The 12,590-nt window shown below is 71.9% G+C and carries 8 protein-coding genes; 3 read left to right on the top strand and 5 right to left on the bottom strand.

The window, feature by feature from the left end; genetic code table 11:
- Positions 1-12 precede the first annotated feature (12 nt).
- From ACFY1L_RS39090 to ACFY1L_RS39080, 3 genes are all read left to right on the top strand, one after another.
- Positions 13-2,754: a lysylphosphatidylglycerol synthase domain-containing protein gene (locus ACFY1L_RS39090; protein ID WP_388835644.1), complete on the top strand. Its 2,742-nt coding sequence runs from the start codon at positions 13-15 to the stop codon at positions 2,752-2,754.
- An 80-nt stretch (positions 2,755-2,834) separates the two neighbouring features.
- Entirely contained in the window at positions 2,835-4,382 is a 1,548-nt protein-coding gene (locus ACFY1L_RS39085) for an alpha/beta hydrolase (RefSeq protein WP_388835641.1), read from the top strand.
- 137 nt (positions 4,383-4,519) lie between these two features.
- A complete protein-coding gene (locus ACFY1L_RS39080; RefSeq protein WP_388835638.1) occupies positions 4,520-6,073 on the top strand; it encodes an alpha/beta hydrolase in 1,554 nt (517 codons plus the stop codon).
- A 104-nt stretch (positions 6,074-6,177) separates the two neighbouring features.
- On the opposite strand, the gene moeZ is transcribed toward ACFY1L_RS39080, so the two are convergent.
- The 5 genes from moeZ to ACFY1L_RS39055 all read right to left on the bottom strand — a co-directional run bounded on the left by moeZ (position 6,178) and on the right by ACFY1L_RS39055 (position 12,386).
- Entirely contained in the window at positions 6,178-7,356 is a 1,179-nt protein-coding gene (moeZ, locus tag ACFY1L_RS39075; RefSeq protein ID WP_388835635.1) for an adenylyltransferase/sulfurtransferase MoeZ, read from the bottom strand.
- 63 nt (positions 7,357-7,419) lie between these two features.
- Positions 7,420-8,169, bottom strand: coding sequence for a spherulation-specific family 4 protein (locus ACFY1L_RS39070; protein ID WP_388835632.1), 750 nt, complete (start codon positions 8,167-8,169; stop codon positions 7,420-7,422).
- The gene (locus tag ACFY1L_RS39065; RefSeq protein ID WP_388835629.1) at positions 8,157-9,116 is read right to left on the bottom strand and encodes an NAD-dependent epimerase/dehydratase family protein; all 960 of its coding nucleotides are present in this window, start codon (positions 9,114-9,116) and stop codon (positions 8,157-8,159) included. Before ACFY1L_RS39065 ends, ACFY1L_RS39070 begins: the two co-directional genes overlap by 13 nt.
- Positions 9,117-9,291: 175 nt before the next feature.
- The gene (locus tag ACFY1L_RS39060; protein WP_388835626.1) at positions 9,292-10,674 is read right to left on the bottom strand and encodes a hypothetical protein; all 1,383 of its coding nucleotides are present in this window, start codon (positions 10,672-10,674) and stop codon (positions 9,292-9,294) included.
- Complete coding sequence (locus tag ACFY1L_RS39055; protein WP_388835623.1) at positions 10,671-12,386, bottom strand: DUF3492 domain-containing protein; 1,716 nt, start codon at positions 12,384-12,386, stop codon at positions 10,671-10,673. The genes ACFY1L_RS39060 and ACFY1L_RS39055 overlap by 4 nt, the downstream gene beginning before the upstream one ends.
- Positions 12,387-12,590: the final 204 nt, after the last annotated feature.

The raw sequence follows: 12,590 nt of genomic DNA, 5'->3' as shown, positions 1-12,590 counted from the left end.
CAAGAAGAGACGATGAAGCAGCAGGGTGCGCACCCAGAGGATGCGGAGAGCACCTCTGACGCTTCGTCGCGCCCGGACACCGACACAGACGGCGAGAACACGGCCGCGCGAGCCGTGAACAAGGACGCCGGGGACGACACCGACCTCGTGGACGAGGCGCACGCCGACGAGGTCGAGGGCGACGAACCGCTGCTCCCCGCGCGCGTGCACCGTCCGTCCGACCTGATGCGTCTCCTGGTGGGCGTCCTGGCCATCGTCGTCCTGCTCGCGATCGCCGCGTTCGCACACGGCACCACCTCAGGGCTCGAACAGGACATCAACAAGGGCACCGGACAGGCGCCGGACCTGCTCATCAAGATCGCGGGACTGGCCTCCAGCATCGCGATCCTCCTGGTACCGGTCGCGTTCGCGATCGAGCGGTTGATCAAGCGCGACGGGCTGCGCATCGCCGACGGCGTACTCGCCGCGGTCCTCGCGCACGGTGTGACTCTCGCCACTGACCTGTGGGTCGCCAAGGCCGCCCCCGACTCCATCCAGGAGGCGCTCACCCAGCCCTCCCCCGGCGACATCCACGCCCTGACCGACCCCGTGCACGGCTATCTCGCGCCGGTCATCGCGTACATGACCGCCGTCGGCATGTCGCGGCGGCCGCGCTGGCGCGCGGTGCTGTGGATGGTGCTGCTTCTCGACGCCTTCTCGATGCTCGTCACCGGCTACACGACGCCGTTCTCGATCATCCTGACGGTGCTCATCGGCTGGACCATTGCCTACGGGACGCTCTACGCGGTCGGTTCGCCCAACGTCCGCCCGACCGGGCGGACGCTGATGGCGGGCCTCAGGCACGTCGGCTTCCGCCCCGTGAGCGCCTCCCGCGAGGAGGTCGTGGAAACCCCGGAGACCGGCGACCGCGGCCGGCGCTACTTCGTCACGCTCGAGGACGGCCCGCCCCTGGACGTCACGGTGGTCGACCGGGAGCAGCAGGCGCAGGGCTTCTTCTACCGCGCGTGGCGCAATCTGACGCTGCGCGGCTTCGCCACCCGCAGCAGCCTGCAGTCGCTGCGCCAGGCCCTGGAGCAGGAGGCGCTGCTCGCGTATGCGGCTATCGCGGCGGGCGCCAACGCGCCCAAGCTGATCGCCACTTCCGAGCTCGGCCCCGACGCCGTGATGCTCGTCTACGAGCACACCGGCGGGCGCACGCTCGACACCCTGGCGGACGAGGAGATCACCGACGATCTGCTGCGCGACACCTGGCACCAGGTACGGGCACTGCAGTCCCGGCGCATCGCGCACCGCAGGCTGGTGGGTGACGCGATTCTGGTGGATCGTTCCGGCACGGTCATCCTCACCGACCTGCGCGTGGGCGAGATCGCGGCCGGCGAGCTGCTGCTGCGCATGGACGTCTCGCAGCTCCTGGTGACGCTCGGCCTGCGGGTGGGCGCCGAGCGAGCGGTGGCGTCGGCGGTGGGCGTGCTCGGCCCGGACGCCGTGGCCGACTGCCTGCCGATGCTGCAGCCCATCGCGCTCAGCCGCACCTCCCGCGCGACGCTGCGCAAGCTCGCCCGGGAGCGGGCCCAGCGCGAGCGCGAGGCGGTCCTGGAGGCGTCCCGGCAGGCCAAGCAGGCCCGCCTGGAGGCCGGCGACGAGGACACCGGGCCCGTACTCGAAAAGCCCGACAAGAAGGCCGTACGAGCGGAGCAGCGGGCCGAGAAGCGAGCGATCGACGAGGCCATCGACGAGGCGCGCGAGGAGGATCTGCTCACCCAGATCCGCCACCAGGTGCTGTTGATCAGGCCGCAGGCACCGGTCGAGCCCGCCCGGCTGGAGCGGGTGCGACCGCGGACGCTGATCAGTTTCATCGCCGGTGCCATCGGCGCGTACTTCCTGCTGACGCAGCTCACCCACATCGAGTTCGGTCCGCTCGTCGCCAACGCCGAATGGGGCTGGGTCGTCGCGGCCGTCCTGTTCTCGGCGCTCAGCTACGTCGCGGCGGCAATGGCGCTGCTGGGGTTCGTGCCCGAGCGAGTGCCGTTCCTGCGGACCGTGGGGGCGCAGGTCGCCGGGTCCTTCGTCAAGATCGTCGCGCCGGCCGCGGTGGGCGGTGTCGCCCTCAACACCCGCTTCCTGCAACGCGCGGGCGTGCGGCCCGGCCTCGCGGTCGCGAGCGTCGGCGCCTCGCAGCTGTTCGGACTCGGCTGTCACATCCTGATGCTGCTGTCCTTCGGCTATCTGACCGGCACCGAGAAGACACCGTCGCTGTCGCCGTCCCGGACGGTCATCGCGGGCCTGCTGACGGTCGCGGTGCTCGTCCTCGTGGTCACCTCGGTGCCGTTCCTGAGGAAATTCGTCGCCACGCGCGTGCGGTCGCTTTTCGCCGGTGTCGTGCCGCGCATGCTGGACGTGCTGCAGCGGCCGCAGAAGCTCGTCACCGGCATCGGCGGCATGCTGCTGCTGACCGCCTGCTTCGTGATGTGCCTGGACGCCTCGATCCGCGCCTTCGGCCAGGAGGGGACCTCGCTCAGCATCGCCAGCGTCGCCGTCGTCTTCCTCGCCGGCAACGCGCTGGGATCCGCGGCACCGACCCCGGGCGGCGTGGGCGCGGTGGAGGCGACCCTGACGGTCGGTCTGATCGCCGTCGGCCTCCCCAAGGAGGTCGCCGCACCGGCCGTGCTGCTGTTCCGGCTGCTGACCCTGTGGCTGCCGGTGCTGCCGGGCTGGCTGGCCTTCAACCAGCTGTCACGCAAGGGCGCGCTGTAGTAGTACGACGACCGTATACGGCGTACCTCTTACGGCTCGCGTCCCGAGCGGCCCCCCGCGCGCGAGCGCAGGATGGAGACATGCCGAACCCTCCCCGTCTGCGCGCCGTTGCCCTGACCGCCGCCGCGGTGCTGCTCGCCTCCGCTCTGGCGGGCTGCAGCGACGACGCCAAGAAGGACGAGGACCTGCCGGCCCAGAAACTGAACTGGCAGGACTGCCCGGCCCCCTCCGCGGCCGAGGGCGACGGTGACGCCCCCTCGCCCCTGCCGAACGGCGGCCGGTGGCAGTGCGCGACCATGAAGGCGCCCCTCGACTGGGCCAAGCCCCACGGCGACACCATCGACATCGCACTGATCCGGGCGAAGGCGAGCGGCGACAAGAGCAGCCGCATCGGCTCGCTCGTCTTCAACTTCGGCGGCCCCGGCGCCTCGGGCGTCGCCGAACTGCCGTCCTTCGGCCCGGACTACGCGAAGCTGCGCACCCGCTACGACCTGGTCAGCTTCGACCCTCGCGGAGTCGGCCGCAGCGCCCCCGTGAAGTGCGAGAACGACCAGCAGCTCGACGCGTACTTCCAGCAGGATTCGACCCCCGACGACGCCCGCGAGCGCACCGAGCTCCTGGACAACACGAAGGAGTTCAACGGAGCCTGCGAGCACAACTCCAAGAAGACGCTGCCGCATGTGCGCACCACCGACGCGGCCCGCGACATGGACCTGATGCGGCAGGTCCTCGGCGACGCCAAGCTGTACTACTTCGGCATCTCGTACGGCACCGAACTCGGCGGTGTCTACGCCCACTTGTTCCCGAAGAACGTCGGCCGCGCCGTCTTCGACGGGGTCGTCGACCCGACGCTGAACTCCGAACAGGGCTCGCTCGCGCAGGCCGCGGGCTTCCAGCTCGCGCTCGACAACTTCGCCGCGGACTGCGTGTCGAAGACCACACCATGCCCGATCGGCGACACCGCCCAGGACGTCAAGGACCGTATCGCCACGCTGCTGAAGGACCTCGACAGCAAGCCGATCCCCGGCATCTTCCCGCGCCAGCTGACCGAAAGCACCGCGACCAGCGGCATCGCGCAGGCCCTGTACTCGAAGGACTTCTGGCAGTACCTCACCCAGGGCCTGCAGCAGGCGTACAAGGGTGACGGCAGGATCCTGATGGCGCTGTCCGACTCGAGTAACGGACGCAGCCAGAACGGCGAGTACAGCAACATCACCGCCGCGAACGTCTCCATCAACTGCGCCGACGACAAGCCCCGTTACAACCCCGACTACGTGCAGCAGAAGCTGCCCGAGTTCCGGGCCGCCTCGCCACTGTTCGGCGACTTCCTCGCATGGGGCATGCTCGGCTGCACGGACTGGGCCGTTGCGGGCGCCGCCGACCATCCGGACGTGAGCGCGGCCGGGGCCGCGCCGATCCTCGTCGTGGGCAACACGGGCGACCCGGCCACCCCGTACCAGGGCGCGAAGAGGATGGTGGACGCGCTGGGCAAGGGCGTCGGCGTCGAGCTGACGTACAAGGGGCAGGGGCACGGCGCGTACGACAGCAAGAACCAGTGCGTGCAGGCCGCGGTGAACGGCTATCTACTGGACGGGAAGGTACCGGCGGCCGGCACCGTCTGCTCCTGACCCCGAGGCCGATTCCCCATAAACCCGCAGGTCAGAAGGTTATCCACAGGCTTGGGCAGATGTGGCGTGGATCTGCCTACTATGGCCCGACCGCCGTTTGCTGCTCGGTGCGGACGGCCCGTGTGGGGGGAATGTGCATGGCGCGATTCGTACGGTGCGCGGCTCTGGGGGCCGCCGCCGCGCTCCTGGTGGCCGGTTGCAGCAGCGGCTCGTCGTCCGACGGCAAGAGCGATGACGAGACGAGCGCGGCAGCCTCGCCGTCGTCCGGCTCCTCCGGTACGACCGCCGCGCTGCCCTCCTCGCTGACCGGGCAGAAGCTCGACTGGGGAGGCTGCAAGGCCACCTCGGACTCCCCCGCGCCGGGCAGCGACTGGCAGTGCGCGACGCTCAAGGTGCCGCTGGACTGGTCGAAGCCGGAGGGCGAGACGATCGGCCTCGCACTCATCCGCGAGAAGGCACGCGGAGGCAAGCGCATCGGCTCCCTCGTGTTCAACTTCGGCGGCCCCGGCGGCTCGGGCGTGTCCATGATGCCGTCGTACGCCGCCACGGTGTCCCAGCTGCGCGAGCGCTACGACTTGGTGAGCTGGGACCCGCGCGGGGTCGCCGCCAGCGAGGGCGTGCGCTGCCGCAGCGACAAGGCCATCCAGGCCGCCGAGGACGTGGACGCCACCCCCGACACCCCGGCCGAGGAGAAGGCCTACTTCCAGGACTCCGCAGACTTCGGCAAGGGCTGCCAGAAGACCGCCGGGAAGCTGATGGCGCACGTGTCGACGACGGACACCGCGCGCGACATGGACCTGATGCGCCAGGTGCTGGGCGACACGAAGATGCACTACTTCGGCATCTCGTACGGCACCGAACTCGGCGGCGTGTACGCCCACTTGTTCCCGAAGAACGTCGGGCGGCTGATCCTCGACGCGGTCGTCGACCCGAGCGCCGACACCGTGGGCCACGCGGAGAACCAGACCAAGGGCTTCCAGCGGGCCCTGGACGACTACCTCAAGTCGACCGGCCAGGACCCCGAGCAGGGCACGCAGAAGATCGCGAGCCTGGTGAAGCGGCTCGATGCGAACCCGCTGCCGACGTCGTCCGGACGGAAGCTGACACAGACGCTCGCGCTCACCGGCATCGTCCTGCCGCTGTACAGCAAGGCCGGCTGGCCGACGCTGACCAGCGCCCTGAAGTCGGCCGAACAGGGTGACGGTTCGGAGCTGCTGGCACTCGCCGACGGCTACAACGAACGCACCGCGTCGGGGCACTACGGCACGACGACCCACTCGCAACGGGTCATATCGTGCCTGGACGACAAGCAGCGGCCGACCGCCGAGGAGACGAAGAAGCTGCTGCCTACGTTCGAGAAGATCTCGCCCGTGTTCGGGGACTTCCTCGGCTGGGACACGGCCGGCTGGTGCCACGACTGGCCGGTGGCCGGGCAGTACGACACCCCGCAGGTGAGCGCGCCCGGTGCGGCGCCGATCCTGGTGGTCGGCAACACCGGGGACCCGGCGACGCCGTACGAGGGTGCCCGGAAGATGGCCGACGAGCTGGGCAAGGGCGTCGGCGTGGAGCTCACCTGGAAGGGCGAGGGACACGGTGCGTACGGGAGCGGGAGCGACTGCGTCGACTCGACGGTGAACGCGTATCTGCTGAACGGGACGGTGCCGAGGGACGGCAAGGTCTGCGCCGAGTAGCCCGGGAACCGGGCCTCGAGGCCCGGGCCGCGGATCTCCGGGCCCGGGCAGCGGAAAGGGGCCCGGACCGCGTGGTGCCGAGCCCCTTCCGGAAAGGCGTGTGCCTAGTAGACCGGCTTGTCCGGCTCGATCTGGTTGACCCAGCCGATGACGCCGCCGCCGACGTGCACGGCGTCGGCGAAGCCCGCGGACTTCAGGACCGCGAGGACTTCCGCACTGCGGACACCCGTCTTGCAGTGCAGGACGATCTTCTTGTCCTGCGGGAGGCTCTCCAGGGCGGTGCCCATGAGGAACTCGTTCTTCGGGATCAGCTTGGCGCCCGGGATGCTGACGATCTCGTACTCGTTGATCTCGCGGACGTCGATGATCTCGATGTTCTCGCCGTCGTCGATCCACTCCTTGAGCTGCTTGGGAGTGATCGTCGAGCCGGCGGCCGCCTCCTGGGCCTCCTCGGAGACGACGCCGCAGAAGGCCTCGTAGTCGATGAGCTCGGTGACGGTCGGGTTCTCGCCGCAGACCGCGCAGTTCGGGTCCTTGCGGACCTTGACCTGGCGGTACTGCATCTCCAGGGCGTCGTAGATCATCAGGCGGCCGACGAGGGGCTCGCCGGTGCCGGTGAGGACCTTGATGGCCTCGGTGACCTGGATGGAGCCGATGGACGCGCACAGCACGCCCAGCACGCCGCCCTCGGCGCAGGAGGGGACCATGCCCGGCGGCGGGGGCTCCGGGTAGAGGCAGCGGTAGCAGGGGCCGTGCTCGGACCAGAACACGGAGGCCTGGCCGTCGAAGCGGTAGATCGAGCCCCACACGTACGGCTTGTTCAGCAGTACGGCCGCGTCGTTGACCAGGTAGCGGGTCGCGAAGTTGTCCGTGCCGTCGACGATCAGGTCGTACTGGCTGAAGATGTCCATCACGTTGTCGGCCTCGAGCCGCTCCTCGTGAAGGATCACGTTCACGTACGGGTTGATGCCGAGGACGGAGTCGCGCGCGGACTCGGCCTTGGAGCGACCGATGTCGGCCTGACTGTGGATGATCTGGCGCTGCAGGTTCGACTCGTCGACCTCGTCGAACTCCACGATGCCGAGCGTGCCGACGCCCGCCGCGGCCAGGTACATCAACGCCGGCGAGCCCAGGCCGCCGGCGCCCACACAGAGCACCTTGGCGTTCTTCAGCCGCTTCTGCCCGTCCATCCCGACGTCGGGGATGATCAGGTGGCGGGAGTACCTGCGGACCTCGTCTACGGTGAGCTCAGAAGCTGGCTCGACCAGGGGTGGCAGCGACACGGGGACTCCGTTGATCGGTCAATCACTACAGTTGTTCTCCGTGTAACAGTGCCATGGCCTTCTTCATTCCGAGACACCCGTTCCGATCCGCGAGACGATTTCGTCCCAGTAGCCGGGCATGGTCTCCCAGGGATCGCAGCGGCCGCCGCGGTCCGTGCGGTCGGTGAAGTAGATGGTCGACGCGCCCTGCCAGCGGGCGATGCGCAGCGCCTCCTCCAGATGGGGCCGGGGCACTCCGTGGACGAAGTGGCAGAAGCGCTCGGGCGGATGGTCGGCGGTCCACTCGGCCACCTGCGACCAGCGGTAGTCGCTCCAGGAGCCGGAGAAGGTGACCAGCTGGTCGGCGCTCTCGGCGTATCCGGGGTACGGGTGGGTGCCGTGGCCGAGGACGATGTGGGCGCCGTCGCGGATCGTGCGGAGCGTGGCGACGGTGCGGCGCACTCCGGGGAGCGAGGCGCGCTCGGTCGGGCAGCGGTCCAGGAGGAAGCCGTCGACCTGGTACCAGTCGACGTACCGGTTGGCGTCGGAGATCACCTCGCCGTGGCCGCGGACTCCGTACGCCGTGGAGAGGTGGCCGAGGACACGGACGCCCGCGTTGCGCAGTCGGCCGGCAGCCTCCAGGCAGTGCGGGTCGGGGCGGGCGCCGGGGCCGTCGGCGACATTGAGGACGACCCAGTGCAAGGGGGTTCCGGGGCGGGTGAGTTCGCCCCACTCGGCGGGGGCGACGAGGGGATGTGCGTAGCCGGGGATGCCGAGGCCGGTACGTACGTCGGTGCTCGCGACGGCCGCTTTGGTACTGGTCAGATACGGCATGCCGCCTCCATCCAGATGTCGGCTAGGGACTCTTCGAGGTTGATCCGGGGCCGCCAGCCGAGCCGGTCGCGTGCGGTGCGCACATCGGCCTGCTGCCAGCTGCCGCAGCCGTCGGGGTACGGGTATGCGACCGGGGCGGCGTGGTCCGATTCGCCGCGCGGATGGCCGATGGTCGCCCGCAGCGGGCCGGGCGGGCCGTCGAGTTCGTGGAGGGCGCCGCCGTATCCGGCCACGCGGGCGAGCGTGGCGGCGGCGTCGCGCAGGCGGACGGCGCGGCCGGAGCCGATGTTGATGACGCCCTGCGCGGCGGAGAGCGAGGCGGCGTGCACGGCTCGGGCCACGTCACGTACGTCGATGAAGTCGCGCTGCACGCCGAGGCCGCCGAGCTTGAGCTCGCCGTCGCCGGACTGCATGGCGCGGCGCATGGCTTCCGCGAGCCGGCCCAGCGGGGACCCTGCGGGCGTGCTGGGGCCGGCCGGTGAGAAGACCCGGAGGACGACCGCGTCCAGGCCGGAGCCGAGGACGAGTTCGGTGGCGGCGAGCTTGCTCACGCCGTACGGGCCGCCGGGGCGCGGCACGGCGTCCTCGGCCGTGGAGGAGCCCGGCTGGCTGGGGCCGTACTCGGCGCCGCAGCCGATCTGCACCAGCCGTGCGCCGCAGCCGCTGCGGCGCAGGGCCTCGCAGACGGTGGCGACGGCGACGGTGTTGTGGCGGGTGAGTTCGCGGGCACCGCCCCGGGTGGCGCCGGCGCAGTTGACGACGACACCGGGGTGGACCGCGTCGAGGAAGCGGGTGAGGGCGCCGGGGCTGCCGGACGCGAGGTCGAAGCGGACGTCGGCGTCGTCGCCGCGGCCGAGTGCGGTGAGCTGGACGGCCGGGTCGGCGAGCAGGCGGTCGGCGACGAAGCGGCCGAGGTAGCCGTTGGCTCCGATCAGCAGGACTCTCATCGGGCGGCTCCCGGTGCCGAGGCGTCGGGTCGGGAGGTGATCATCTGGGGTTCTCCTTCAGAGGGGGTGGTGCGGTTGCCTCGGGCGGCGGGACCGGGCGCCTGTGGCGGGGTGGGGGCCGGCATGGGCCGGCGTGCATGCGACTCCTGGAGGTGTCCCGGGGACGGCTGCCGCGTCAGCACGGCCGGTCCGCGGGTGCGTGGGCCGAGGCCCGGGTGAGGGTGCGGGTCGCGTGGATCAGCAGGGTCAGGGCAGCCGCCGAGCAGATGAGGGCCGGGACACTGCCGGGGCCCCAGGCGTCGACGAGGGTCCGCACGGGAGCGGCGAGGAAGCCGCAGCCGGGGAGGCGGCCCGCGAAGACCGTGGCCAGGGCGGTCGCCTCGGCCGTGGCCGTGGCGGTGAGAACGATCGAGGGGGCGTGGGTGAAGCCGTGGACGGTGAGGAGGCGGGCGAGGAACAGCAGGGCGCCCAGGGTGACGGTCTGGGCGTAGGCCGCGCTCTCGCCCAGGGCCGTGCCGCACAGGGCGAGCAGGGCCGTCAGGGCGCACAGGAACAGGGCGAACGTGCCGAGCAGCAGCGGCCGTACGGAGGCTGCGAAGTCCTGCAGGCCGCGGCTGGCGGTCAGTCTGCGGCGGGCGCGCACGGCGAGGAGGTGGGCGGTCCACGCCGCGGGGGCACAGGCCAGAGCGAGGGCCAGGACGGGGGTGCCGGCGAGCGGCCAGGGGCCGTGGGCACTGCCGTTCGGCAGGCTGTCGGGGCCGCCGGCGACGGCCGCGCGCAGGAGGCCGTCGCCGAGGAGGGCGTAGGCGATGAGCCAGTGCGTCCAGATGCGGGTGGCGGAGCCCGGGGGCGTGCGGTGCGGTGTGCCGAGCGGGCCGCGGGAGAGTGCCGCGCGCAGGCCGAGGGCCACGGCGAGGGCGCCCACGACGGCCGCGATCACGCGGGCCTGTCCGTGGGTGAGGTGCAGGGCGGCGACGGTCGCGGTGCACAGCGCTCCGGGGAGGAGGGTGAGCAGGGCCCAGTCGGCGCGTGCCCGGGGGGCCGGGAGGGCCGCGGGGCGAGGAGGGGAGTCGTCGCGGGGTACGCGCGCGTACAGCTCCTCCGCGAGGGAGAAGACGTCCCGGTGCCGGAAGCGTGCCGCGGTGCGGTCGGTGACGCCGTGGGCCTCCAGGCCCGCGGCGATCTCCAGGGGGTCCACGGCCCGTTCGCACAGCTCGCGGTGACGGTGCATCAGCGCCTTCACGGGGTCGGCGGCGGTTCGGCGGGCGGAGGTCTGGCGGCGCGGCGCGGGGGCACTGTCACTGCGCGGGACGGTCAGGGCATCGTCACTGTGCACGACCAGGGCATCGTCGCCGTGCCGAGCGGTCGGGACGTCGTCACTGCGGCGGGCAGCCGAGGCGTCGTCACTGAGCCCAGCCAGGATGTCGTCACCGCGGCTTGGTCCGGCGGCGGCCCCCGATGCCTCCGGCTCCCCCGCGGCCCACTCCTTCGAGCGCTCGTCCCAAGCCCCGGGGCTGTCCGGTGTCCCGGGCCGGTCCAGTTCTCCCAGTCCGCTCATCGCGCCCCCTCGGCGGCCGGTTGCGCAGAGGTCGCGCGCGCCGGAGGGCCTGCCGCCCAGCCGGGTCCGCCGCGGGCCACGACGCGTGCGCCCTGCCCGGTCCAGCGGCCGGGGACGTGCGCCTCGGCGGGGACGGCGAAGGGCAGGGGCTCTCCGGTGTCGTCGAGGACGACGCGGCGTACCGGGGTGCGCGAGACGATCTCCAGGTAAATGCCGTGAAATGCCGTGGTGTTCTGCTCGACGGTGAACAGTTCCAGCGCACGCGCGCGTGCCGCCGCGCCCAGGCGCTCACAGCGCTCGGGGTCGCGCAGCAGCGCCAGACACGCCTCGGCGAGCGCCCGCGGGTTGCGCGGCGGTACGACGAGCCCCGTGCCGCCGATGACCTCCACGACCGCGCCGACGTCCGTGGACACCGTCGCGCGGCCGCAGAACATGGCCTCGACCAGGCTGATCGGGAAGCCCTCGACGACGCTGGACAGCACGGTCACGGCCCCGGCGGCGTACGCGTCGGCGAGGCTCGGCAGTTCGGGGCCGCCGACCTCCTCGAAGGAGACCGGGTTGTCGCCCACGGAGTGCAGCCCTTCGGCCTCGTCGGGGAAGAGCTGCGCCGCCAGCGCCTTGCAGTGCCCGAGATAGGCCTCGCCCTCGGGGCCGGCCGGTGCGCCGACGATCCGCAGCAGCGTCTTCGGCTCCTCCTTGCGGATCTCCGCGAAGGCGTGCAGCAGCGACACCAGGTCCTTGGTGGGTTCGACGCGGCCGACCCAGACCAGCGTGTCGGGGTCCGCGCAATCCGGGGACTCGCCCACCTCGGCGAAGTGGGAGGCCTCCATGCCCGGGTAGACCGTGCGGAGCTTCGCCCGGTCGGCGCCGCAGCGCTCCTGCCAGCGGCGCGCGTGCGCGTTGCCGGGTGTGACGATCGCGGCCCGCGCGTAGATCTCGGCGGCGAGCCGGCTGTGGAAGGCGGCGAGCAGGGACCGTACGGCGGGCGGGGCGTCGGTGACGGCCAGGTAGTGCGTGCGCAGCCGCACCCCGTACTCGGTCAGCAGCAGGGGTACGCCGAAGAAGTGGCCGGCGAGCAGCCCGGGCAGGGCCGCGGAGCCACCGGACGTGGCGTGGCAGAGGTCGACCGAGCCGAGCCCGTCGTCGTCCTCGTACCAGTCGAGCGAGAGCGGGCGCAGCGCGCGTTCCAGGTGTGCGGCGACGGCGAGCAGATCCGGTACGCGCGCCTCACGCGCCGCTTGCAGGGCGCCCGGCGCACGACAGGCGCGCTCCAGGGCGCGTACGGCGGCCTCGGAGCGGAGCGCTCCCACCAGCCCGCCCTCGTCGCGGGCGAGTTCGGCGAGCCCGTACAGCGCAGTGCCGAAACGGTCCGCCTCAACGGCCGAGCCCTCCCCCGAAACGCCGGACGGATCTCCTGCGCTCCCCGTGCACAGTGCGGCCGCCAACTGCCCGTAGCACTCGGCGAACCGCCGGCGCGCCCGGCGCCCGTAGACCACTCCGTCGTCCTCGGCCGCCCATAACGGCGCCGTGTGCACCCGGCCGACCTGGGGCGGCAGGGGGATCCAGCCCTCGTCCTCCTGGCGCTCGCTGCGGCTGAGCGCGTAGACGTCGAACTCGTGCTGCCCGAGCCCGCGCACGAGCCGGTCGCACCAGAGCCTGGCGTCACCGCTCACATACGGATAGCCACCCTCCGTAAGCAGTCCGATGCGCACGTGCGCACCCCCGATCTCCCGTCTGGGGAGCCGCCGTTGACCCGGCGGCTCGCAGCGGGAAGAACGTATGCGGACAAGGCGGTGGTGGGGGGGGCGGGGGGGGGGGGCCCCCCGCCCCCCCCGGGCCCCCCCCCCAAAAACGCAGCGGCGGCGCGCCGGACGACCGCAACCGAACAACCCAAAAAGAGCGGGGACCCGCCGCCC

Origin of the sequence: Streptomyces sp. NPDC001663, assembly GCF_042893105.1 — a bacterium.
Taxonomy (GTDB): Bacteria; Actinomycetota; Actinomycetes; order Streptomycetales; family Streptomycetaceae; genus Streptomyces.
Note: the sequence above shows the minus strand (reverse complement) of the source record. Positions and strands in the feature narration are given on the sequence as shown.

What these genes read in the sequence shown, in the direction of transcription:
- ACFY1L_RS39090 (WP_388835644.1), top strand. Translation starts at nt 13, where the DNA reads ATGAAGCAGCAGGGTGCGCACCCAGAGGATGCGGAGAGCACCTCTGAC.
- ACFY1L_RS39085 (WP_388835641.1), top strand. Translation starts at nt 2,835, where the DNA reads ATGCCGAACCCTCCCCGTCTGCGCGCCGTTGCCCTGACCGCCGCCGCG.
- ACFY1L_RS39080 (WP_388835638.1), top strand. Translation starts at nt 4,520, where the DNA reads ATGGCGCGATTCGTACGGTGCGCGGCTCTGGGGGCCGCCGCCGCGCTC.
- ACFY1L_RS39070 (WP_388835632.1), bottom strand. Translation starts at nt 8,169, where the DNA reads ATGCCGTATCTGACCAGTACCAAAGCGGCCGTCGCGAGCACCGACGTA.
- ACFY1L_RS39065 (WP_388835629.1), bottom strand. Translation starts at nt 9,116, where the DNA reads ATGAGAGTCCTGCTGATCGGAGCCAACGGCTACCTCGGCCGCTTCGTC.
- ACFY1L_RS39060 (WP_388835626.1), bottom strand. Translation starts at nt 10,674, where the DNA reads ATGAGCGGACTGGGAGAACTGGACCGGCCCGGGACACCGGACAGCCCC.